Source organism: Streptomyces sp. NPDC007905, assembly GCF_042959345.1.
GTDB lineage: Bacteria > Actinomycetota > Actinomycetes > Streptomycetales > Streptomycetaceae > Streptomyces.
Genome location: NZ_JBIBKS010000008.1, coordinates 38570 through 62331 on the forward strand (window position 1 = coordinate 38570; position 23762 = coordinate 62331).

Genomic DNA, 23762 nt, shown 5'->3' on the forward strand with positions numbered 1-23762 from the left:
ATGCAAGAGACGCAGATCACAGTGATGCGAACGTAACCATCGAAGGGGTTCGAAGGTCTAAGTTGGCGATGTCAGACCAGCGTCTTGGGGGGCGCTGACTGGCATCTGGGGATGTCTTGGGGGACTTCCTCAGAGATGCGTTGCCGGGGCACGTACACCGGGAAGCTTTGAGCGGCCCTCCCAGCGTGCGTTGTCCCGGCAGATCGCACCGCATCACTGGAGCGCGACGGGTTGTGCCCGTGGTGCTCAGACAGCGATTCAGGCGCTGTCCTCTCCGAGCGCCCGGCCGGATCCCGTGGGGGGAATCCGCACCGGGACATGGGAAGGCGCCCTGGTCGTCGGCCCGTGGGGGGACCGGCGTCTCAGGGCGCCTTCCGCTTGCGCTTTCTTTCCGGCCCGGCTCGCCTCCGGGGCACCTTCAGCCGGTGTCGAGACCGCGTTCACGCTCAAGCCCTTCGGCCCCGCGCGCTCGCATCCTCGACACCGACGCGCCCCCTCGGCTCAGTCGCCGCCGCGGGGAACGCGGCTCAGCGACGGACGCCGAGGGCTCAGCGCTCCTCGACCGGCACGAAGTCGCGCAGGACGACACCCGTGTAGATCTGGCGCGGGCGACCGATGCGGGACCCCGGCTCCTTGATCATCTCGGTCCACTGGGCGATCCAGCCCGGCAGCCGGCCGAGGGCGAACAGGACCGTGAACATCTCGGTCGGGAAGCCCATGGCGCGGTAGATGAGGCCGGTGTAGAAGTCGACGTTCGGGTAGAGCTTGCGCTCGACGAAGTAGTCGTCGGAGAGCGCGTGCTCCTCCAGCTTCAGGGCGATGTCGAGGAGCTCGTCCTCCTTGCCCAGCGCGGAGAGGACGTCGTGCGCGGCGGCCTTGATGATCTTGGCGCGCGGGTCGAAGTTCTTGTAGACCCGGTGGCCGAAGCCCATCAGGCGGACGCCGTCCTCCTTGTTCTTCACCTTGCGGATGAAGGTGTCGACGTCGGAGCCCGAGTCGCGGATGCCCTCGAGCATCTCCAGCACGGACTGGTTGGCACCGCCGTGCAGCGGGCCCCACAGGGCGCTGATGCCGGCCGAGATCGAGGCGAACATGTTGGCCTGCGAGGAGCCGACCAGACGGACCGTGGAGGTCGAACAGTTCTGCTCGTGGTCGGCGTGCAGGATGAGCAGCTTGTCGAGCGCGGCCACCACGACCGGGTCCAGCTCGTACTCGTCCGCCGGCACCGAGAAGGTCATGCGCAGGAAGTTCTCGACGTAGCCGAGGTCGTTGCGCGGGTAGACGAACGGGTGACCGATCGACTTCTTGTACGCGTAGGCCGCGATCGTCGGAAGCTTGGCGAGCAGGCGGATGGTGGAAAGGTTGCGCTGCTTCTCGTCGAACGGGTTGTGGCTGTCCTGGTAGAAGGTGGACAGCGCCGAGACGACCGAGGAGAGCATGGCCATCGGGTGGGCGTCGCGCGGGAAGCCCTTGTAGAAGTTCTTGACGTCCTCGTGCAGCAGGGTGTGCCGCGTGATGTCGTTCTTGAACGTCGTCAGCTCGTCGATGGTCGGCAGCTCACCGTTGATCAGCAGGTACGCCACCTCCAGGAAGGTGGAGCGCTCGGCCAGCTGCTCGATGGGGTAGCCGCGGTAGCGGAGGATGCCCGCCTCGCCGTCGAGGTAGGTGACAGCGGATTTATAGGCGGCCGTGTTGCCGTAACCGCTGTCCAGAGTCACCAGACCGGTCTGGGCGCGGAGCTTCCCGATGTCGAAGCCCTTGTCACCGACGGTGCTGTCGACCACCGGGTAGGTGTACTCGCCGTCGCCGAACCGCAGTACTACAGAGTTGTCGCTCACGTCTTCCCTCACCGACGTAGTGCCTCATCTTCGAGGTGCCCTGACTGTCTCTACCATCCCCCATTTGGCTCAGGAGAGTGCACTCGGGGTCGACCATTGGGCCTATTGGCGGCACTCAGTGCCGCCAACCTGCTCATCCTGCCCCCTCGGACCGGCATCTGGAAGTGCTCTGTGACCTTTGCGACTCGTTTGATCGATCATTTCTTGTGATACGGGTCGTCGCTCCCTGGTCAGGGCCGGTCAGGGGCCGCCCAGCCTGAAGTCCAGTGCCGTGCAGCGCCGTCCGGCGGACACCGTGCGCACCGCCTGCCCGATCGCCTTGCGTGAACCGACGAGGACGACCAGCCGTTTCGCCCGTGTCACCGCCGTGTACAGCAGGTTCCGCTGGAGCATCATCCATGCGCCGGTGGTGACGGGGATCACCACGGCGGGATATTCACTCCCCTGCGAACGGTGGATGGTGACCGCGTACGCGTGGGCCAGCTCGTCCAGTTCGTCGAACTCGTACGGAACCTCCTCGTCCTCGTCCGTCAGCACCGTCAGACGCTGGTCGACCGGATCGAGCGAGGTGACCACGCCCACGGTGCCATTGAAGACGCCGTTCCTCCCCTTGTCGTAATTGTTGCGGATCTGGGTGACCTTGTCGCCGACACGGAAGACCCGGCCGCCGAACCGCTTCTCCGGCAGATCGGGCCGGCCGGGCGTGATGGCCTGCTGCAGCAGCCCGTTGAGGGTGCCGGCGCCGGCCGGCCCGCGGTGCATGGGCGCGAGCACCTGCACGTCCCGACGCGGGTCCAGCCCGAACCTGGCCGGAACGCGCCGGGCGGCCACGTCCACGGTGAGCCGACCGGCCTCCTCGGTGTCGTCCTCCACGAAGAGGAAGAAGTCCTTCATGCCCTCGGTGAGCGGATGCTGCCCGGCGTTGATGCGGTGCGCGTTGGTGACCACACCGGACTGCTGGGCCTGCCGGAAGACCCGCGTGAGCCGGACGGCCGGGATCGGGCTGCCGTCGGCGAGCAGATCCCGCAGCACCTCCCCCGCGCCGACACTCGGCAGCTGGTCCACGTCCCCGACGAACAGCAGATGCGCCCCCGGCGGTACGGCCTTGACCAGCTTGTTGGCGAGCAGCAGGTCCAGCATGGAGGCCTCGTCCACGACCACCAGGTCGGCGTCCAGCGGGCGGTCCCGGTCGTAGGCCGCGTCACCGCCGGGCTTCAGCTCCAGCAGCCGGTGGACCGTGGAGGCCTCGGCGCCGGTCAGCTCGGCGAGGCGTTTGGCGGCCCGGCCGGTGGGGGCGGCGAGCAGCACCTTGGCCTGCTTGGCGCGGGCCAGCTCCACGATCGAGCGGACCGTGAAGGACTTGCCGCAGCCCGGTCCGCCGGTGAGCACGGCGACCTTCTCGGTCAGCGCGAGCCTCACGGCGGCCTGCTGCTCGGGCGCGAGGTCGGTTCCCGTGCGGCCCTTCAGCCAGCCGAGCGCCTTGTCCCAGTTCACCTCCCCGAAGGCCGGCATCCGGTCCTGCTGGGTCCGCAGCAGGCGCAGCAACTGGGCGGCAAGGGAGAGTTCGGCGCGGTGGAAGGGCACCAGGTAGACGGCGGTGACGGGCTCGGAGTCACCTTCGGGGCCGGGCACCTTCTCGCGTACGACCCCGGGTTCTGCGCCCTCCTCCCCCGGCCCGGCCAGCTCGGCGAGGCACTCGATGACCAGCCCGGTGTCGACCTGGAGCAGTTTGACGGCGTCGGCGATCAGCCGCTCCTCGGGCAGGAAGCAGTTCCCCTGGTCGGCCGACTGGGACAGGGCGTACTGCAGGCCCGCCTTCACGCGCTCCGGGCTGTCGTGCGGGATGCCGACCGAATGGGCGATCTTGTCGGCGGTGAGGAAGCCGATGCCCCAGACGTCGGCGGCCAGCCGGTACGGCTGGTTCTTCACGACGGAGATGGACGCGTCGCCGTACTTCTTGTAGATCCGCACCGCGATGGACGTCGACACCTCGACGGTCTGGAGGAAGAGCATGACCTCCTTGATCGCCTTCTGCTCCTCCCAGGCGTCGGCGATCTTCTTCGTCCGCTTCGGACCGAGGCCCGGCACCTCGACCAGCCGCTTCGGTTCCTCTTCGATGATCTTGAGGGTGTCCAGGCCGAAGTGCTGGGTGATCCGGTCGGCGAAGACCGGACCGATGCCCTTGACCAGGCCGGAGCCGAGGTAGCGGCGGATGCCCTGGACGGTGGCCGGCAGGACGGTCGTGTAGTTCTCCACCAGGAACTGCTTGCCGTACTGGGGGTGCGAGCCCCAGCGGCCCTCCATGCGCAGCGACTCCCCCACCTGGGCGCCGAGCAGCGCGCCGACCACCGTGAGGAGGTCCCCGCCCCCTCTGCCGGTGTCGACCCGGGCGACCGTGTAGCCGTTCTCCTCGTTGGCGTACGTGATCCGCTCCAGCACACCTTCGAGCTGGGCGAGCCGCCGTTCACCCGTGGGGGTCTCCGCCTGTTGAGCCATGATCCGACGGTACCGGTGGGGTGTGACAGCGGTGCACTGTTACTGTGCGTGCCCGTGACGGATCCCAACGGCACAGGGTCTGCGGGGAGTTCCACGCCCGCATCGCGGCTGCCACCACGGACACTCCGTATTGGCTGTGCCGGACGGCAGGGGGTTTCGACCTGACCGTGGACGTCGACACCCCCCAGTGGCACAACGTGACAGGCTTCAGCGGCTGACAACGGCGAACGGGCGGGCGGTCGCACACCTGGTGACGGCCGTCCGCCCCGGGGCATCTCTCAGGGGAGTCAATCCGATGTACGACTACGACCTCCTGGTCGTGGGTTCGGCCAACGCCGACCTGGTGATCCGCGTCGAGCGGCGGCCGGCCGCCGGCGAGACAGTGCTCGGCGGCGACCTGGCCGTCCACCCCGGCGGCAAGGGCGCCAACCAGGCGGTCGCGGCCGCCCGCCTCGGGGCCCGTACGGCGCTGCTGGCCCGGGTCGGCGACGACGCGAACGGCCGGCTGTTGCTGGACTCGCAGCACGCGGCCGGGGTGGACACGGTGGGCGTGCTGGTGGGCGGGGCGCCGACGGGCGTCGCGCTCATCACCGTCGACCCCTGCGGTGACAACAGCATCGTGGTGTCGCCCGGCGCCAACGCCCGGCTCGCCCCGGGGGACATCCGGGCCGCCGTCAGCCTCTTCCTCGCCTCCCGGGTGGTGTCGACGCAGCTGGAGATCCCGCTGGAAACGGTGGTGGAGGTCGTACGGAACCTGTCCCCGGACAGCCGCTTCGTCCTCAACCCCTCACCGCCGCGCCCGCTGCCCACGGAGATCCTGGCGGCCTGCGACCCGCTCATCGTCAATGAGCACGAGGCCCGGGTCATCCTCGGCGAGGCGTGCGTGAGCGAGGAGCCGGCGGACCGGGCACGGCTGCTGCTGGCCAAGGGCCCGCGCTCGGTGGTGGTGACGCTGGGGGCGGAGGGCGCACTGGTGTGCGACGACTCGGGGGTGACCCGGGTGCCCTCGCCGAAGGTGGACGCGGTGGACACCACCGGCGCCGGCGACGCGTTCACGGCCGCGCTGGCCTGGAAGCTGGGGTCGGGTTCCGCTCTGGCCGACGCGGCGGCCTACGCGGCCCGGGTCGGCGCGGCGGCGGTGACGAAGCGGGGCGCGCAGGAGTCGTACCCGACGGTCGCGGAGGTCGAGGCCCTGTGAAGAAGGCGGGCATCCTCAACCGCCACCTGTCCGGTGCGCCGGCCGAGCCGGGTCGCGGCCGGTCTGCGACCCGGGCATGCCGACAGCGGACGGCGCACGTGTGGCCGACCCGGCGTTCCGCGGCGGGGTCCCGTCCTTCGCGGAGGTCCTGGACGGGCTGCCGGAGGAACGTGGGGTGGAGGGCGCCACGGCGGCCGACGAGGTCCGTCGGGCCGATCCGGAGGCGGCCGGCCGCTGGAGGAGCACTTCCCCGACCTGGCGCACGTACCGCACGAGCGGCTGAAGGCGCTGTCGGCGGGGGCACGGCTGGTGGTGCGGACCGGGGAGGCCCGGCCGTACGCGAACGTGCTGTTGCGGTGCGGGGTGTTCTTCCAGCGCCCCGAGTCGGCCTCGAGGTCCCCGATGTTTCGAGGGGGCGTGTCCGGTCCGTCGACCTGGCACGCCCCCTCGCTCTTCCCCTCCGTATCAGAACCCCGAGATCCCCCCCGGGTCCCCCCCGGAAGTCCTGACGCACGGTACGACCGGCCGACCGGGAAGAGGGTTGTACGGGATCCGGAGTTTTTTCTTTCGGCTTCTCGGCGGTCCGGTGATCGGCACAATGGCAAGGGTGTCGGACTTCAGCGAACTCCAGTTGGCCGACGGGACGTTGGTGCGGTTCGAGCTCGGCCCGAGGGACGGTTCGACCGCCTCCGCCGAGCCGACCACCGGCCTCCCGGACGGCATGGGGGCCACCGTGCCGGTGTCCCGGGGCGGCCGGGCCGTCGCCTCCTACGCCGTCGAGACGCTGCGCAGTACGCTGCGGCCGCTCGGACCGTTCCTGCAGGAGGTCCACGACGCGGTTTCGGGGTCCGAGAGACCTCCGCAGGAGATCAGCGTGACCTTCGGCGTCCAGGTCGGGCAGGATCTCAAACTCGGCATCGTCGGGGGCAACGGGCAGGCGCACCTGACCGTCTCGGCCACTTGGCGGCCCGCACCCGCCGGCACGGACTGACCCATGGGCTGGTTCTCCAAGGCGGACCGGTCGGCCGCGGCCGACCCACGGCACTGCGTGGTCTCGGTGCTGGAGTCCTCCGGCTCGACCAGCGTGGGCGCGGGCGTCCTGCTCACCCGGGACCACCTGCTGACCTGCGCCCACGTCGTCAACGACGCACTGGGCCGGGGGCCGTTCGACCCGCGCCGGCCTGCCGACCGCACCGTGCCGGTCGCCGTGCACGGCCCCGCCACCACGGTCCGCTGCAACGCCCGGATCGCCCACTGGGTGCCACCGCGCCGCCGGGACGGCACACCGGGTGTCCCGGGGAACGAGGACCACGAGTGGCTCGGTGACCTCGCCGTCCTGCGGCTGGAGACGGCACCGAGCCGGAACGTGACGCTGCCGCAGTGGCTGCCGATGACGGTCGGCCAGTCGCTGCGCGCCTGGCACAGCACGGGTCTGAGTCATTCCTTCGCCGACGTACGCGTCAAGACCTGTGACGAGGCCGTCGGATACGTCGACGGCGACGCCACCGGCATGGCCATCGGCCCCTCCTACAGCGGCGGCCCGCTGTGGTCGGTCGGCGACAACGCGGTGGTGGGCATCGTGGCCGGGCACGTCATGCCGCCCCGCGACCCGCTCAGCGGCCGGCCGTTGCCCTACAGCTCCCAGCACATCGCGCGGCGCAGCTGGGGCATTCCCTGGCAGCGCATCGAGGCCGAGCTGCGGGCGGCCGGCGGGGCCGAGCTGTTCGAGGCACCGGAGCCCGACCCGGACGACCCGGTCTACGACCTGATGGCGGACCTGGTGGACCAGCACCTGCCGATGTCGGTCCGGCGCATCGAGTACGCGCAGGCCGTCGCGGAACAGTGCGGATACGGCTACCCCGACGACCGGTCCGCGCCCAGCCCGGAGGAGTTCGCGGGTCTGCTGCTGACCGAGCCGCGGGCGCTGGCCGCGCTGGTGGAACTGCTGCGCCGCCGTGAGCCGACGGCCGTGCCCCATCTGCTCGCGGCCGGCCGGCTTTCCCCCGTGCCGCGACTGCTGTCACCCCGCGAGCACCGCAAGCTGATGCGGCAGCTGGACGCCCTGCCCGCCGCGCTCCGGGCCCGGCTGCCCGAGGTGGTGCGGGCGGCGCTGCCGCTGGCCGCCGCGATCCCCGGCGAGACGGTCAAGGCGGTCCTGGACCACCTGGAGTGCCTGCCGGGGGACAGCCGGACGGACGCGGACGGGCTGCGCGTGCCGGGGCTGCTGCGGGTCGTGGAGTACGTGGCCGCCCTCGCGCCGCCCGCGCTGCAGGGCTCGCTGCGGCTGTGGACGATGTCGGTCGTGGACCGGCTGGGCATCCCGGCCACCTCGCTCGTCGAGCGCCGTACGGACGCCGAGGAGTGGGCGCGCGCGCAGCGGGAGCGGACCGCGCCCGCGCGGGTGACGGCCCAGGTGGAGCGGGCGGGCTCGGACCGCTACCGGCTGCGGGTGTGGTGCGACGAGGGCGACGGGCCCCGGCAGACGTCGGTGGACGCGGAGACACCACGCTCGGGCGCGGATGCCGCTCGCGATCTGCTCAAGGTCCTCGAGTCGCTGTACCGGGCCGCGCCCGACCGGGGCCGGCCGGTGCTGGAACTCGTCGTCGACCGGGACGATCTGGATCTGCCGGTGGACGAGTGGGGCGGGTCCGGCGCCGACGCGGGGCCCTGCGTGTTCGACCCGGACGAGTTGCCCGGGGTGCTCGGCGCCGAGTTCCCGGTGGTCGTCACCTGCCCGGAACTTCTGCACCGGCACGAGCGTTTCCATCCCGACTGGCGCCACCGCTGGAGACTTCTCGACTCGGACGCCCTCCTGACGTTCGACGACCCCGCCCAGGGCCGCAGTGAGGTCTATGGCGCCGTGCTGGCCGACAAGGACGCCGTCCGGGTCGCCGTGGACGTCCCCCCTCGCTCGCGTGACGAGATCGTGCAGACCTGTCTGATGATGGGGGTGCCCGTGGTGATGTGGGATCGCGGCCGGCCGGATCGTTCCCATGCGCTGGCCCGGCTGTCGACGGTGCCCGTGCGCGCGCTGCCGGAAGGGACGCGGGCGTACCGGGCGATGAGTCTGGGCAGTCCTCCGCAATACCCCGGCCGTCCCGTCCTCGCCTGGTCGGACGCGGACCGCTCGGTGCCCCGGCTGCAGCTGGCTGAACCTCGGGAGAACGCATGAGCACGTCGGCACACGGCAGTTGGCGGATCTTCCGCGGGGACGGCGTGGCCCGCCCGGTCACCATGCCTCCCGCGCCGCCCTGGCGGCGCTTCCGCACCGGCGGCCGCATGTCCGGGCCGCTGCCCTACCTGGTCGCTCCCGAGCACGCGGACGTGGTCAACGCGGCGCTGCACCTGCGCCGGCCGCTGCTGGTGACCGGCCCGGCGGGCACGGGCAAGTCGTCGCTGGCCCGGGCGGTGGCGCACGAGCTGAGCCTGGGCGAGCTGCTGCGCTGGCCGGTCAACAGCCGTTCCAGCGTGCAGGACGCGCTCTACCAGTACGACGCGATCGGCAGGCTGCGGGAGACCACGCTGAGCCGGGACCGGGGCGAGGCGGAGCCCGCGATCGGCACGTTCATCCGGCTCGGTCCGCTCGGCACGGCGCTCGCCCCGCAGGACACTCCGCGCGCGCTGCTGGTCGACGAGATGGACAAGGGGGACGTCGACCTGCCCAACGACCTCCTGACCGTGTTCGAGGAGGGGGTCTTCGAGATCCCCGAACTGGCCCGGCTGCCCGAGGAGATGGCCGATGTCGAGGTCCTGACCGCCGACCACCGGGCCTCGGTGACGGTGCGTCAGGGCCGGGTGGAGTGCACGGAGTTCCCGGTCGTCGTGATCACCAGCAATGGTGAGCGCGACTTCCCGCCCGCCTTCCTGCGCCGCTGCATCCGGCTCGCCCTGCCGATGCCGGACGAGGAACGGCTGCGGGCCATCGTCGCCGCCCACCTGGGACCGGAGATCCTGCCGGAGGTGGACGACCTGCTGCAGGCCTTCCTGCGCCGTCGCGCACCCGGTGAACTGGCCACCGACCAGCTGCTGAACGCCGTGTTCCTGCGCACCAACGGGGTGGACCTCGACGCCGACGGCCTCCTGGACGCGGTCCTGCACCAGCTCACGGGAACGGTCTGAGCGGTGCCGGGGGCGTGGCGGGACGGTGGTGCCGATCGCCTGGGCGCGCTGCTGGGTGTGCTCAAGGGCATCGGGTACGACCTCGATCCGCAGGAGGTGCTGGACGTGCTGTGGCTGGCCGGCCGGCTGCCGCGGGACGGACAGGAGCAGCCGCTGCCGCGGATGCTGCGCCGGACGGCAGTGCCCGCCCAGCCTCCACCACCGGGCCGGCCGGCGCCGGAGGCGGAACCCGAGGAGGAGCCGGAGGCGCCGCCGTCCGAACCCGATCTCCCTCCGCTGACCATGCCGGAGCTGCACGCGGCCCCGCTGCCGCCGACGCTGCCGGACCTGCCGGACCTGCCGACGGCGCTCCCGCGACCGGACCAGGGCCGGCCGGCGCTGCCGCTGCTCGTGCCGGAGGAGAAGGCACTGCGTGACGAGCTGGTCATCGGACGGGCGTTGCGCCCGCTGAAACGGAAGCGGCCGAGCCCCCGGCTGCGCGAGGTGGACGAGGCGGCGACGGCCGCCCAGCTCGCCGAGACCCGGCTGCCGGACGTGGTGCTGCGCCCTCGGCGGGAGCGCTGGCTGAACCTGGCCCTGGTGGTGGACGACGGTCTGTCGATGCTGCTCTGGCACCGGCTCACGGCCGAACTGCTGACGACCCTGCAGCGGGTCGGCGCCTTCCGGTCGATCCACGTACGCGGTATCGACACCCGCGCGCCGGGCGGACCCGTCCTGCGCGGGCATCCGTTCGACCCAAACAGCTCCGTGCTGTCCCCGTCGATGCTCGTCGACCCCTCCGGGCAGACGCTGGTCTTCGTCGTCAGCGACGGCATGGGCTCGGGGTGGCGCAGCGGCGCGGTGCACGACGTCCTGCTGGACTGGGCGGCGAACGGCCCGGTGGCGATCCTGCACACCCTGCCGGCCGCCCTGTGGGACGGCTCCGGCATCCAGGCCGACCGCTGGCAGGCCACGACCCGCCGGCCCGGCGGCGCCAACACGTCCTGGCGGGTCAGCGACCGCGTCCTGCCGATCGACTTCACCGGCCTGCCCGTCCCGGTGCTGCAGCCCACGGCCGAGTCCCTGCGCACCTGGACCGAGCTGCTGACGTCGCCGGGCACCACGGTCGAACTCCCGCTGCTGGCCCGCCCCCGCCGGCACGCCCCGGTCGCCTCCCGCCAGGTGGGCAGCCTGCAGTACTTCCGGGACGCGGCCTCCCCCGAGGCCTACCGGCTCGCCGCCCATCTGGCCGCGGTCTCCCCGCTGACCGTGCCGGTGATGCGGCTGGTGCAGTCAGCGGTGCCCTGGCAGGCCCGTACGACCCATCTGGCGGAGGTCTTCCTGGGCGGCCTGGTCCATCCCTACCCGGCGCCGGTGCCCGGCCCGCTCCCCGCCAAGCACCGCGTCTTCGACTTCACCGAGGACTGCAAGACCGCGCTGCTGGACGCCGTACCGAGCGGTGAACTCCTGCGCACCAGCCGTCGCATCGGGCGGCGCCTTGAGCAACTCGCGGGCCGCTCACCCGACTTCCCGGCCTGGCTCGCCCATCCCGAGGGCGTGGACCGGCTGCCCGCCGGCTCCGCGTCCTTCACCGCCGTGGAGCGGCGGCTGATGGCCCGATTCGGGGTGAGCGCCCCCGCTCCGGCGGCCCCCGAACCCCCGCCACGGGTGGTACGGCCCGCGGTGTGGAACGCGCTGACCCCGCAGGATCCGACCACGCTCGGCCCCTATGCGCTGCGCGGCCGCCGTCCCGGGCGCCGCACCATCGTCTACCTCGGCTACGCCCCGGTCGACGGTGAGGCCGCGCTGCGCACCGTTCGGCCCGAACTCCCGCCGTCCACCGCCCGCTTGCTGGACACCGAGGCGGAAGCCCTGCGCCGGATGGACGGCCGGTACGCTCCCGAGCTGCTGGGCACCGGCCAGGAGGGCCGGACCCGGTGGATCGCCGTACGGCTCTTCCCGTCGGCCGCCGGCTCGAACGCCCAGCCGCCCCGGCTGAGCGACCTGCTGGCCTACGTGGGCCCCGACCAGATGGGCGCCTTCGACCTGCTCACCAGTCTGCAGCTCGGATTCCACCTGGCCAGCGCGCTGAGCATCTGCCATCTCAACGAGCTGGTGCCCGCCGACCTGTCGGCGGACTCCGTGGTGGTGCTGGAGCGGACGGTGCTGCTCACCGGTCTGTCGGACTGCGCGATCGACGGCGAGTTCCAGGGAGCCGGCGCCCCGCCCACCAAGGCCGGCAACATCAGGGAGCTCGGCGAGCTCCTGCGGCTCGTCAGCAGCCGCCCCCGGGCCCCGCTGCCGGGACTGCCGGAGGGCATGCACCGCTGGTCGGGCGACACCTGGCAGCCCCTGCGGGACCTCGTCCTGCGCTGCCTGGACGCCGATCCGGGGGTGCGTCCCTCGGCGGGCGAGGTGGCGGACAAGCTGGCCCAGTACGTGGCGATCGCGGCGGCCATGCGGGGCGGGCGGACGGCGGGCGGAACCGGCGCACCCGTCGTGGCGCGCGAGCGCGTCGAGGCCCCCGACCTGATGCCGAGTCCGGTGCAGCCGGGGCCTCCGCCCGACGGAACACCGGTGCAGCCGGGGCTTCCGCCCGACGGAGGCCCGGCCGGGGCCACCTCCCCGCGCGGAGCCGTAGCCCCGTCCACCGCCGGATCCCCGGCCGGCTCGGACGCCTCGGGGCGGGCGGGCGCCCCCGCGACGGCACCCAGGCCGCCGTCCTTCGGTATCTTCGGCCGCGCCGAACGCGCCCACAGACTCGCCCTGGTCCGGCGCCCGCTGCGGCACAGCCGCCGTATCACTCTGGTCGGTGTGCAGCCCCACTCCGGGCGGGCCACGACGACCGTCGTCCTCGGCTCGCTCTTCGTCGCGCTGCGCGAACAGGCGGCGCTGGCCGTGGACGGGGCGCCCCACATCGGCGACCTGCACAGCCACCTGCCGCCCGGGGCCTCCTCGACCCCCCGCCGGCTGACCCGGCTCCCTCCGGACGCCCCGTACGAGGAGGTCCGCCGCCACACCGGCCGGCTGTACTCGGGCCTGGAGGTGCTGGCCCACCGCGCCCTGCGGGCCACGCCGAGCCCCGCCTACGCCGACGAGTACCGCCACATCCTGGCCCTGGTGGCCCGGCACTATCCGGTCGTGCTGATCGACTGGGCCTCGCGCCACTTCAGGGAGTCGGCGGACGTCGTGCTCGAGCACACCGATCAGCTGGTGGTGTGTTGCACGCCGGAGCACGGGGGCGCCCCCGTCCAGGAACTCCTCGACGATCTGCGCGGCCGGGGATGGGGGGCGCTCGCCGACGGCGCCGTGGTCAGCGTGACCCTCACCGTGGTCAACGAGTCCCCCGCCGCCGTCGCCCGGTCCACCCTGGCCGACCGGCACCGGGACCTGATCGTGGTCCCCTACGACTCCCATCTGTCGGCGCGGCGGCCGGTGGACCTGTCCCGGCTCAAACCCCGTACGGCCAACGCCTTCCTGGATCTCGCCGCGCTCGTGATGACGGACCCGGACGCGCCGGACGCCCGGGGCTGAGCCGGAGCCGCCGGCCGTCGAACGGGGTCAGCCGGTGACGTGCGTCCTGAACCGCTCCACCGTCTCCGCCAGCACCTCCCGCCCGTCCCGCGCCCACAGCCCCTCGTTGAACAGCTCGACCTCGATCGGCCCGAAGTAGCCCGCCGCCTCCACGTAGCCCTTCCACTCGCGCAGGTCGATCGCGCCGTCGCCGAGCTGGCCGCGCCCGTTGAGGACGCCCTCGGGCAGGGGGGTGGTCCAGTCGGCGAGCTGGAAGGTGTGGATGCGGCCGGCCGCGCCCGCCCGGGCGATCTGGGCGGGGGCCCGGTCGTCCCACCAGATGTGGTAGGTGTCCACGGCCACGCCCACCTGGTGCGCGGGGAAGCGCTCGGCGAGGTCGAGGGCCTGGGCGAGGGTGGAGACCACGCAGCGGTCGGACGCGTACATGGGGTGCAGGGGTTCGATGGCGAGGCGCACGCCGTGTCCGTCGGCGTACGGCGCCAGTTCCGCGAGCGCGTCCGCGATGCGCTCGCGGGCCGCCCGCAGGTCCTTGGAGCCGGGCGGGAGGCCTCCCGAGACCAGGACCAGGACCTCCGTGCCGAGCGTCGCCGCCTCCTCGATCGCGCGGCGGTTGTCGGCCAGGGCGGCCGCACGCGCCTCGGGGGCGATCGCCGTGAAGAAGCCGCCCCGGCACAGGGTCGTCACCGTCAGACCCGCGTCACGGACCAGCTTGGCGGTCGCCTCGACGCCGTACGACCGGACCGGCTCGCGCCACAGGCCCACCCCGGGCACACCCAACCGCACGCACGTCTCGGCCAGTTCGGGCGGCGACAGCTGCTTGACCGTCATCTGGTTGATGGAGAAGCGGGCGAGATCGGCGCTCATTGGTTCACCCCGTACACGGACAGCAGGTTCTTCATCCGCTCTTCGGCCCGCTTCGGGTCCGGGAACAGGCCCAGTCGGTCCGCGAGTTCGTAGGCGCGGGCGAAATGGGGGAGGGAGCGGGCCGACTGCAGGCCGCCGACCATCGTGAAGTGGGTCTGGTGACCCGCGAGCCAGGCCAGGAAGACGACTCCCGTCTTGTAGAAGCGGGTCGGTGCCCGGAAGAGGTGGCGGGAGAGGTCGACGGTGGGGTCGAGCAGGGCGCGGAAGCCCGCCGTGTCGCCCGTGTCCAGCACCCGTACGGCCTCCGCCGCCAGCGGGGCCAGCGGGTCGAAGATGCCGAGCAGGGCGTGGCTGAAGCCCTGGTCGTCGCCCGCGATCAGCTCGGGGTAGTGGAAGTCGTCGCCGGTGTAGCAGCGGACGCCGCCGGGGAGCCGGCGGCGCAGATCGACCTCGCGCCGGGCGTCCAGCAGGGAGACCTTGATGCCGTCGACCTTGTCGGGGCGGGCGGAGATCACCTGCAGGACCGTGCCCGTCGCCGCATCGAGGTCGGACGACCCCCAGTAGCCCTTCAGCGCGGGGTCGAACATCGGGCCCAGCCAGTGCACGATCACCGGCCCGGCGGCCTGGCGCAGGAGATGGCCGTAGATCTCCAGGTAGTCCTCGGGGCCGGATGCCGTGGCGGCCAGGGCCCGGGAGGCCATGAGGACGGCCTGGGCGCCCGCGTCCTCCACGAGCGCGAGCTGTTCCTCGTAGGCCGCGCGGATCTCGGCCAGGGTGCCGCCGGTGATCTGGTCGGTGCCGACACCGCAGGCGATGCGGCCGCCCACGCTCCGGGCCTCCGCGGCCGACCGGCGGATCAGCTCGGCGGCACCCGCCCAGTCCAGGCCCATTCCGCGCTGAGCGGTGTCCATCGCCTCGGCGACGCCGAGACCGTGGGACCACAGGTGGCGGCGGAAGGCGAGCGTGGCGTCCCAGTCGACGGCGGCCGGCGAGTCGGGGGTCGTGTCCGCCAACGGGTCGGCCACGACGTGCGCCGCCGAGAAGACCGTACGGGAGGTGAAGGGGGTGCCGGGGGTGAGGGCCCGCGGTTCGGTCCGGGGCTCGTACGTCCGCAGGCCGCCCTCGGCGTCCGGGAGTTGGAGGGTCACGGCGCGATCTCCGGTACGTCGATGCGGCGGCCCTCGGCCGAGGACCTCAGGCCCAGCTCGGCGAGCTGGACGCCACGGGCGCCGGCCAGGAGGTCCCAGTGGTACGGCGCGTCGGCGTAGACGTGCTTGAGGAACAGCTCCCACTGGGCCTTGAAACCGTTGCCGAACTCGGCGTTGTCCGGGACCTCCTGCCACTGGTCGCGGAAGACCTCGGTGGCGGGGATGTCCGGGTTCCAGACGGGCTTGGGGGTGGCCGAGCGGTGCTGGGCGCGGCACGTGCGCAGGCCCGCGACGGCGGAGCCCTCGGTGCCGTCGACCTGGAACTCGACCAGTTCGTCGCGGTTGACGCGGACGGCCCAGGAGGAGTTGATCTGGGCGATCGCACCGCCCTCGAGTTCGAAGATGCCGTAGGCGGCGTCGTCGGCGGTGGCGTCGTAGGGCTTGCCGTGTTCGTCCCAGCGCTGCGGGATGTGGGTGGTGGCCAGGGCCTGGACGGACGTCACCCGGCCGAACAGTTCGTGGAGCACGTATTCCCAGTGCGGGAACATGTCGACGACGATGCCTCCGCCGTCCTCGGCGCGGTAGTTCCAGGAGGGGCGCTGGGCCGGCTGCCAGTCGCCCTCGAAGACCCAGTAGCCGAACTCGCCCCGGACGGACAGGATCCGGCCGAAGAAGCCACCGTCGGTGAGGCGCTTCAGCTTGAGCAGGCCGGGGAGGAAGATCTTGTCCTGTACGACGCCGTGCCTGATGCCCGTGTCGTGCGCGAGCCGGGCGAGTTCGAGTGCCCCCTCCAGGCCCGTGGCCGTGGGCTTCTCGGTGTAGACGTGCTTGCCGGCCGCGATCGCCTTCTTGATCGACTCCTCGCGGGCCGAGGTGACCTGGGAGTCGAAGTAGAGGTCCACGCTCGGGTCGGCGAGGACGGCGTCCACGTCGGTGGAGACGTGCTCCAGGCCGTGCCGGCCGGCGATCTCCCTGAGGGCGTGCTCGCGGCGGCCGAGCAGGATCGGCTCCGGCCACAGCACGGTGCCGTCGCCGAGCTCGAGGCCGCCCTGCTCGCGCAGGGCGAGGATCGACCGGACGAGGTGCTGGCGGTAGCCCATGCGCCCGGTCACGCCGTTCATGGCGATACGCGCCGTCTTGCGTGTCACGTCGGTCCCCCTCGTGGGCGCCGTGCGCCCCGATCAGCATCAGCGTCGCCATCAGCGGCAGCACGTGCAGCAAGCGCTTTCTAACCGCTGAGAAGCTAGCCCCTAACGGTGGTCCGTACAAGACCGTGTCCCCTTCGAGTTGTTCGAGGGGGCGAACAACTCGGGAGGTTGGCCTTAAGGTCTGCTCGACGCCGCACGGAACCGTGACCGTGCCCGGCCTGTCTACGAGGACGTACGAGGACCCATGCGCGACCAAACGCGTGATCTGATGCGCGACCGGAGGACGACGAGATGACGGTGACCCTGGCGGATGTGGCGGCCCGCGCACAGGTCTCCCCCGCGACGGTGTCGCGCGTGCTGAACGGCAACTACCCGGTGGCCGCCTCCACACGCGAGCGGGTGCTGCGGGCGGTCGACGAACTGGACTACGTCCTCAACGGCCCGGCCAGCGCGCTCGCCGCGGCCACCTCCGACCTCGTCGGCATCCTCGTCAACGACATCGCGGACCCCTTCTTCGGGATCATGGCGAGCGCGATCCAGGCGGAGATCGGGGGTCCGGGCGGCCGGGCGGGCGGTGAGCGTCTGGCGGTCGTCTGCAACACGGGCGGCTCGCCGGAGCGCGAGCTGACGTATCTCACCCTGCTGCAGCGGCAACGGGCCGCGGCCGTGGTGCTGACCGGCGGGGCCGTGGAGAACGCGCCGCACGCGGCGGCGGTGTCGGCGAAGCTGCGGAAGCTGGCGGAGGCGGGCACCCGGGTGGTGCTGTGCGGGCGGCCGCCGGCGCCGGACACCGAGGCCATCGCACTGACCTTCGACAACCGCGGCGGCGCTCGCGCACTGACGGACCACCTCATCGGCCTCGGCCACCGCCGGCTCGGCTACATCGCGGGCCCCGAGGAGCGCACCACCACCCGGCACCGCCTCGAGGGCCACCGCGCCGCGCTGGCCGCGGCCGGCATCGAGGAGGACCCGAAGTGGACGGTGTACGGCCGCTACGACCGCCGGTCCGGCTACGAGGCCACACTGGAACTGCTGCGCCGGGACCCGTCGCTGACGGCGATCGTGGCCGCGAACGACTCCCTCGCCGTCGGCGCCTGCGCCGCCCTGCGCGAGTCCGGCCTGCGCATCCCTCAGGACGTGTCGGTGGCGGGCTTCGACGACCTGCCCTTCAGCATCGACGCGGTGCCGTCCCTGACGACGGTGCGGCTGCCGCTGTCGGAGGCGGGCGCCCGGGCGGGCCGCATCGCCATGGGACGGGAGGAGCCGCCGCCCGGAGGGATCGCTTCGGTGCGGGGGGAGTTGATGGTGCGGGGATCGTCGGGGGTGCCGCGCGGCTGAGCCCAGAGGTTGCCGGGCGGTGATTGACGCACCCCTCGAGGACAGGGCACCCTGCCCGTCCTGCGGGGCCGGCGCCCGGCGGCACGGCGTACAGGTGCCGCTGGACGACGGCTCACTGCGGTGGGACACCGAAACGGCCTGCCGGGCCTGCGGGCATGGAACGGCCGCGTGCGGCAGGGAGATGCCGGCCAAAGATGCGCGAGCGGATGCTCGCCGAGCACGGCCGGACCGTCCTGCGGCTGGGCGGCCCGGCACAGCGACTGACCGTCATGCGGGTGCTCCGGGAGCGACTCGGCGCCGGACCGACGGAGGTCCGGGCCCTCTGGGAGCAGGTGGCGGCCGGAGAGTACGGCGGGACCCTTCCGGAGACGGAGCTGCTCGCACCCAGGCTGCGCGCCGCGGGGGTCGACGCCGTCGCCGTGCGGGCATAGCCTCGGCATCACGGTATCTCTGACTGAGTCAAGCATCCGGGAGCGAGCATGACCGTCCAGGACGTCCGTGCCTTCAACCGCTTCTACACCGGCGTCATCGGCGCCCTCGACTACGGCCGCCACCTGTACGCGCCGTACACCCTCACCGAGTCCCGCGTCCTGTACGAGCTCGCGCACGCCCGGCAGCTGGACGCGGCCGACCTGCGCGCACAACTCGCCCTGGACGCGGGGTACCTGAGCCGCATCCTGAACAGGTTCGAGGACGCGGGGCTGATCGAGCGCGGGCCGTCCGAGACGGATCCGCGCCGCAGGAGCGTCACCCTCACCGCGCGCGGGCGCGAGGCCGCCGGGCTGCTGGACGACCGGGCGCGCGAGACGGTCGGGGCGCTGCTGGACACCGTGGCCCCGCAGGACCGGCCGCGGCTGGCGGAGGCGATGTCGACCATCCGGGGCATCCTCGGGGACGCGCGGGCGCAAGGGTCCGGGGAGGTCGTCCTGCGCGAGCCGCGCCTGGGCGACCTCGGCTGGATCGTGCAGCGCAACGCCGCCCTCTACGCGGCCGAGTACGGCTGGAACGCGGACTACGAGGGCCTGGTGGCGAGGATCGTCGCCGACTTCGCCGAGGACCACGACCCGCATCTGGAGCGGGTGTGGATCGCCGAGCTGGACGGCCGGCCGGTGGGCTGCGTGATGTGCGTGCGGGACGACGTCCCGGCCACCGCCCGGCTGCGGCTGCTCCTCGTCGAGCCCGAGGCGCGCGGCCGCGGCACCGGCGACCGGCTGGTGCGGGCCGTCATCGACTTCGCGCGCGGCGTCGGCTACCGCGACCTGGTGCTCTGGACCAACGACGTGCTCAGTAGCGCCCGCCACCTCTACCAGCGGCACGGCTTCGGGCTCGTGGCCGAGAAGCCGCACCGTTCCTTCGGCAGGGATCTGGTCGGCCAGGACTGGCGGTTGGATCTGCACGGATCGGGCATGTGACGAGTAGGGTCCGGGACATGAAGCTGGCGTTCTCCACTCTCGGTGTCCCCGGCCTGCCCGTGCCTGAGGTCCTGGCGCTCGCGACCGCGCACGGCTACCACGGCGTCGAACTGCGCGCCCATCCGGAGGAGCCGGTGCACCCGGGCCTCACCGCCGCCGAGCGCGCCGAGACGGCCGCGCTGTTCAAGGCGGCCGGGGTCGAGGTGCTGGGTCTGGCCGGGTACGCGCGTGTCGCCGCGCCCGGGGACGACGCGCCCGTCGTCGACGAGATCCGCGGACTCCTCCAGTTGGCGCACGACCTGGGTGCTCCCTTCGTCCGGGTGTTGCCCGGCGCCGACCCGGACCGCCCCCGCGAGGAGTCCGACGCCGTCGCCGCCCGGCGACTGGGCACCGCCGCCGAGGACGCCGCCGCGCTCGGTGTCCGGATCCTGCTGGAGACCCACGACTCGCACCGCACCGGCGCCGACGTGATCCGCGTCCTCGGCCCGGTCGGCCACCGGCAGGTGGGGGCGCTGTGGGACGTGATGCACACCTGGCTGGGCGGCGAGCAGCCCTCGGACAGCTATGCCGCCCTCGCCCCGCACCTCGGCTACGTCCAGGTCAAGGACATCACCTCGGCCGAGGACACCACTCCGCTCCCGCTCGGGGCGGGTGTCCTGCCCCTGACCGAGTGCGTGGACGTCCTCTGCCGGCACGGCTGGGACGGCTGGCTGTGCTGGGAGTACGAGAAGCGCTGGCACGAGTCGGCCGCCCCGCTCCCGGAGCTGCTGGGCGAGGGCCGCGACCACCTCGTACGACTGCTCGGCGAGGCCGCCTAGGCGTAGCCGGCACGTACCGGGTAATTCGCTGGCCGGAGCCGAGGCGAGCGGGCTAGCCTCCCCCGGTGATCCAGCAGCCCGCTCCGCGCGCCCTCCCCTGCTCCCGTTCCCTTTCATGAGCCTCACCCGCTCGCTCATCGACGTGCGGCCGCTGCGCACCTCACCCGTCTTCCGGCGGCTGCTGATCGGGCGGACCGTGTCCGTGCTTGGCGGGTTCATGACCATGGTGACGGTCATGTACCAGGTGTGGGACATGACCCGCAGCACGGCGTGGACCGGCGCGGTCGGTCTTGCGCAGGCGCTGCCGCTGGTGGCGTTCGGGCTGTTCGCGGGTGCCTGGGTGGATCGTGCGGACCGGCGCCGGATCTACCTGGCGGCCACCGTGGGCCAAGCCGTCTGCTCGCTGCTGCTGGCCGTGCAGGGCTTCAGCGGGCATGTCCCGGTGGCGGCCGTACTGGCGCTGGTCGCCGTGCAGTCGGCGTTCGGCGCGCTCGCCGCCCCGGCGGCCGGGGTGTTCGTACCGCGTCTGCTGCCCAAGGACCAGGTGGCCGCCGGTCTTGCCCTGAACCAGATCACCGGCCAGTCGATGATGCTCCTCGGCCCCGCACTGGCCGGTGTGCTGCTGGGCTGGCTGGGCGTCGGCACCTGCTACCTGCTGGACGCCCTCAGCTTCTGTGTCGCCTTCTACGGCGCCTTCGGGCTGCCCGCGCTGCGTCCGAAGGGCGAGCCGTCGCGAGCAGGTGTGCACGGGGTGCTGGACGGACTGCGGTTCCTGGCCGGCCACCGGGGGGTGCGGGGCGCGCTGATCACCGACCTGGCCGCCACCGTGCTGTCCTTCCCGGCCAGCCTCTTCCCGCTGGTCAACGCCGAGCGCTTCGGCGACGACCCGCGGACCCTCGGCCTGTTCCTGTCGGCCCTGGCCGTGGGCGGGATCGCCGCGACGGCCCTGTCCGGCTCGCTGACCCGGCTGGGCCGGCCGGGCACGGTGATGCTGTGCACCTCCGCCACCTGGGGCGCGGCCCTGGTCGGCTTCGGCCTGTCGACCGACCCCTGGATCGGCCTCGCCCTGCTCACCGTCGCGGGGGCGGCGGACGCCACCTCGGTCGTCTCCCGCTCCACGATCGTGCAGACCCGCACCCCGGACGCGCTGCTCGGCCGGGTCACGGCGGCCGAGCAGATCGTCGGCCAGGCGGGCCCCAGCCTCGGCAACGTGCGGGGCGGCCTGGTCGCCGGCTGGACGTCGGGTGCGACATCGCTGATCACGGGCGGTCTGATGTGCGTCCTGGCGGTGGCGGCGGTCGCGGCGACGACACCCGAACTGCGGGACGGGGCCACGGGGCTGCCGGACGGGACCGCCGGGACACCGACGACGCCGTGACCGGGCTTGCGGACGGTGCTGCCGCGCCGGCCGGGGCGTGTGCCGGGGCGTGTTCACCGCGCCGGACGGACCGCGCCCCGGGACGGGTTCACCGAGCCGGACACGCTCTGAGCGGCGTCGAACCGGCAGGCACCAGTCGAGGACGGCCGGCAGGCGGGGAGGCAGCCCCGAAGTACCCAAGCTGCTGCTGACCTTCGAGGGCTCGCCGACCCTGCTGATCGGCCCGGAGACGGCCGACTGGTGCGCCACCCACCTGGCGGGCCTGGAGACGGTCCACTGCGGCCCGGCCGGCCACCACGCCACGGAGGACCGCCCGGCCGAGATCGCCGCGGCCGTCTCCGCCTGGGCGGACCGGCACGGGCTGCGCTGAGTTCCCGGGAACCCGATGGCGCCGAAGGCCGTCCAACGCTCAGGCTGCCGGACGAGTCCCGTGGTGCGGTGTCGGCCCTCGCCTCTGGCCGCGAACGCCGACGCACCCTCTCCGCCGCATCACGGCCGACAGCCCACCGCCATCGGCGCGCCCCCCTCCCTTGCGCCGGTGGCGGCCCCATCCTGGCTTACTGTGCATTGTCTTGACGGAAAGAAACTTCCCGGATATTGGTGACTCCTCGGAAGTTTCCTTCAGCGGTTCTCCTCTGGAAGGAGCGCACGTGCACGACAGCAGCACGGGAAGCACGGGAAACACCGCACGGCCGTCCAGACGGACCGTCCTCGCCGCCACCGCGGGTCTGACCGCCGCGCTGACCGTACCGGCCGCGGCCGCCCAGGCCGCCACTCCCGACACCCGCGGACTCCACGCCCTGATCTCCCGGATGACCCTGGAGGAGAAGGTCGGCCAGCTCTTCGTGATGCGGGTCTACGGCCACTCCGCCACCGACCCCGACCAGGCCGACATCGACGCCAACCTCAAGGAGATCGGGGTCCGCACGGCCGCCGAGCTGATCGCGAAGTACCGGGTCGGCGGGATCATCTACTTCACCTGGGCGCACAACACCCGCGATCCCCACCAGATCGCGGACCTGTCCAACGGCATCCAGAAGGCCTCCCTGGAGCAGCCCCGCGGCCTGCCGGTGCTCATCGCCACCGACCAGGAGCACGGCATAGTGTGCAGAGTGGGCAGGCCGGCCACGCTGTTCCCGGGCGCCATGGCGATCGGTGCGGGCGGCTCCCGGTCCGACGCCCGCGCCCTGGGCCGCATCTCCGGCGCCGAACTGCGCGCGATGGGCATCAACCAGGACTACTCGCCCGACGCCGACGTGAACGTCAATCCGGCCAACCCGGTGATCGGCGTACGGTCCTTCGGTGCCGACCCGGCCGCGGTCGCGGCCCTGGTGGCTGCCGAGGTGAAAGGCTATCAGGCGTCCCGGGTCGCGGCGACCGCCAAGCACTTCCCGGGGCACGGCGACACCGCCGTCGACAGCCACACCGGCTTCCCCGTCATCACCCACAGCCGGGACCTGTGGGAGCGGCTGGACGCGGTGCCCTTCCGGGCCGCCATCGAGGCGGGCATCGACTCGATCATGACCGCCCACATCCAGTTCCCGGCCCTGGACGACTCCGGCGACCCGGCGACGCTTTCCCGTCCGATCCTCACCGGCATCCTGCGCGGCGAACTCGGCTACGACGGGGTCGTGGTCACGGACTCGCTCGGCATGGAGGGCGTGCGCACCAAGTACGGCGACGACCGGGTGCCGGTGCTGGCCCTGAAGGCGGGTGTCGACCAGCTGCTCAACCCGCCGTCGATCGACGTGGCGTGGCGCGCGGTCCTCAAGGCCGTCCAGGACGGCGAGCTGACCGAGGCCCGCCTGGACCAATCCATCCTGCGGATCCTGCGGCTCAAGGCGCGGCTCGGGCTCCTCGACCGGACCCACGTCACCCACTCCGGCGTCGACCGGACGGTCGGCACCGGGGCCCACCTGGCCGTCGCCGACCGTATCGCCGAGCGGACCACGACCCTGCTGGTCAACGAGGGTGGCGTCCTCCCGCTCGACAGCAGCACCGCGCCCAGGATCCTGGTCGTCGGGGCCGACCCCGCCTCCCCGTCCGGCACCACCGGCCCGCCCACCGGCGTCCTGGCCACCGCCCTCACCGAACTGGGTTTCACGGCCACGGCCCTGCCCACCGGCACCGCACCCTCGGCGGCGGCCGTCGCGAAGGCGGTGGCGGCGGCGCAGGACGCGGACGCGGTGGTCGTCGGGACGTACAACGTGACGGCGGGCAGCGCCCAGCGCACCCTGGTCGAGCGGCTGCTCGCCACCGGCAGACCGGTGGTGGTGATCGCCATCAGGAACCCCTACGACGTGGCCCAGCTCACCTCGGTGAAGGCCTGCCTGGCGTCCTATTCGTGGACCGACGTCGAACTGCGCGCCGCCGCACGGGTGATCGCGGGCCGGGTGGCCCCGCGCGGAAGGCTCCCGGTGCCGGTGCAGCGGGCGGACGATCCGGCACAGGTGCTGTACCCCCTCGGTCACGGGCTGACGTACTAGACGTAC

At 72.6% G+C, this 23762-nt stretch carries 17 protein-coding genes and 1 pseudogene; 13 read left to right on the forward strand and 5 right to left on the reverse strand.

Features of this window, described 5'->3' with window-relative positions; genetic code table 11:
* Nucleotides 1–548 precede the first annotated feature (548 nt).
* Together ACFZDC_RS15905 and ACFZDC_RS15910 are read right to left on the reverse strand one after the other, a co-directional pair.
* Complete coding sequence (locus tag ACFZDC_RS15905; RefSeq protein WP_391324129.1) at nt 549–1838, reverse strand: citrate synthase; 1290 nt, start codon at nt 1836–1838, stop codon at nt 549–551.
* A 240-nt stretch (nt 1839–2078) separates the two neighbouring features.
* Nucleotides 2079–4334: an ATP-dependent RecD-like DNA helicase gene (locus tag ACFZDC_RS15910; protein ID WP_391324131.1), complete on the reverse strand. Its 2256-nt coding sequence runs from the start codon at nt 4332–4334 to the stop codon at nt 2079–2081.
* Between the two features lie 295 nt (nt 4335–4629).
* Here ACFZDC_RS15910 and ACFZDC_RS15915 point away from each other — a divergent pair, with 295 nt between their 5' ends.
* The 6 genes and pseudogenes from ACFZDC_RS15915 to ACFZDC_RS15940 all read left to right on the forward strand — a co-directional run bounded on the left by ACFZDC_RS15915 (nt 4630) and on the right by ACFZDC_RS15940 (nt 13164).
* Entirely contained in the window at nt 4630–5532 is a 903-nt protein-coding gene (locus ACFZDC_RS15915; RefSeq protein ID WP_391324133.1) for a PfkB family carbohydrate kinase, read from the forward strand.
* A pseudogene (gene rbsD, locus ACFZDC_RS15920) lies at nt 5529–5904 on the forward strand (D-ribose pyranase); the annotation flags it as partial. The gene ACFZDC_RS15915 and the pseudogene rbsD, both read left to right, overlap by 4 nt.
* A 235-nt stretch (nt 5905–6139) precedes the next feature.
* Complete coding sequence (locus ACFZDC_RS15925; RefSeq protein WP_391324134.1) at nt 6140–6523, forward strand: CU044_2847 family protein; 384 nt, start codon at nt 6140–6142, stop codon at nt 6521–6523.
* Between the two features lie 3 nt (nt 6524–6526).
* Entirely contained in the window at nt 6527–8704 is a 2178-nt protein-coding gene (locus tag ACFZDC_RS15930; RefSeq protein ID WP_391324136.1) for a trypsin-like peptidase domain-containing protein, read from the forward strand.
* Entirely contained in the window at nt 8701–9651 is a 951-nt protein-coding gene (locus tag ACFZDC_RS15935; protein WP_391324138.1) for an AAA family ATPase, read from the forward strand. Before ACFZDC_RS15930 ends, ACFZDC_RS15935 begins: the two co-directional genes overlap by 4 nt.
* Nucleotides 9652–9654: 3 nt before the next feature.
* Nucleotides 9655–13164: an SAV_2336 N-terminal domain-related protein gene (locus tag ACFZDC_RS15940; protein WP_391324140.1), complete on the forward strand. Its 3510-nt coding sequence runs from the start codon at nt 9655–9657 to the stop codon at nt 13162–13164.
* Nucleotides 13165–13191: 27 nt separating this feature from the next.
* Here the strand turns inward: ACFZDC_RS15940 and ACFZDC_RS15945 are convergent, their stop codons facing one another.
* Genes ACFZDC_RS15945 through ACFZDC_RS15955 form a run of 3 tightly spaced genes read right to left on the reverse strand, consistent with a single transcriptional unit; the run spans nt 13192 to nt 16324 of the window.
* Nucleotides 13192–14028, reverse strand: coding sequence for a TIM barrel protein (locus ACFZDC_RS15945; RefSeq protein WP_391324142.1), 837 nt, complete (start codon nt 14026–14028; stop codon nt 13192–13194).
* Nucleotides 14025–15176 carry a DUF993 family protein gene (locus ACFZDC_RS15950; RefSeq protein WP_391324144.1) on the reverse strand — a complete coding sequence of 384 codons (1152 nt, stop codon included), beginning with the start codon at nt 15174–15176 and terminating at the stop codon, nt 14025–14027. The genes ACFZDC_RS15945 and ACFZDC_RS15950 overlap by 4 nt, the downstream gene beginning before the upstream one ends.
* Complete coding sequence (locus ACFZDC_RS15955) at nt 15173–16324, reverse strand: Gfo/Idh/MocA family oxidoreductase (RefSeq protein WP_391324146.1); 1152 nt, start codon at nt 16322–16324, stop codon at nt 15173–15175. Before ACFZDC_RS15955 ends, ACFZDC_RS15950 begins: the two co-directional genes overlap by 4 nt.
* A 291-nt stretch (nt 16325–16615) precedes the next feature.
* Here ACFZDC_RS15955 and ACFZDC_RS15960 point away from each other — a divergent pair, with 291 nt between their 5' ends.
* The 7 genes from ACFZDC_RS15960 (at nt 16616) to ACFZDC_RS15990 (ending at nt 23756) form a co-directional block, all read left to right on the forward strand.
* Nucleotides 16616–17662, forward strand: a complete 1047-nt coding sequence (locus ACFZDC_RS15960; RefSeq protein WP_391324148.1) for a substrate-binding domain-containing protein — start codon at nt 16616–16618, stop codon at nt 17660–17662.
* Between the two features lie 194 nt (nt 17663–17856).
* On the forward strand, nt 17857–18093 hold the full coding sequence (locus ACFZDC_RS15965; protein ID WP_391324150.1) for a hypothetical protein: 237 nt from the start codon (nt 17857–17859) through the stop codon (nt 18091–18093).
* Between the two features lie 48 nt (nt 18094–18141).
* Nucleotides 18142–19074, forward strand: coding sequence for a GNAT family N-acetyltransferase (locus ACFZDC_RS15970; protein WP_391324152.1), 933 nt, complete (start codon nt 18142–18144; stop codon nt 19072–19074).
* Between the two features lie 17 nt (nt 19075–19091).
* Nucleotides 19092–19892 carry a TIM barrel protein gene (locus ACFZDC_RS15975; protein ID WP_391324154.1) on the forward strand — a complete coding sequence of 267 codons (801 nt, stop codon included), beginning with the start codon at nt 19092–19094 and terminating at the stop codon, nt 19890–19892.
* 115 nt (nt 19893–20007) lie between these two features.
* The gene (locus tag ACFZDC_RS15980) at nt 20008–21270 is read left to right on the forward strand and encodes an MFS transporter (RefSeq protein WP_391324156.1); all 1263 of its coding nucleotides are present in this window, start codon (nt 20008–20010) and stop codon (nt 21268–21270) included.
* Between the two features lie 49 nt (nt 21271–21319).
* Entirely contained in the window at nt 21320–21640 is a 321-nt protein-coding gene (locus ACFZDC_RS15985; RefSeq protein WP_391324157.1) for a hypothetical protein, read from the forward strand.
* A 280-nt stretch (nt 21641–21920) separates the two neighbouring features.
* Nucleotides 21921–23756: a glycoside hydrolase family 3 N-terminal domain-containing protein gene (locus ACFZDC_RS15990; RefSeq protein ID WP_391324159.1), complete on the forward strand. Its 1836-nt coding sequence runs from the start codon at nt 21921–21923 to the stop codon at nt 23754–23756.
* Nucleotides 23757–23762 lie beyond the last annotated feature (6 nt).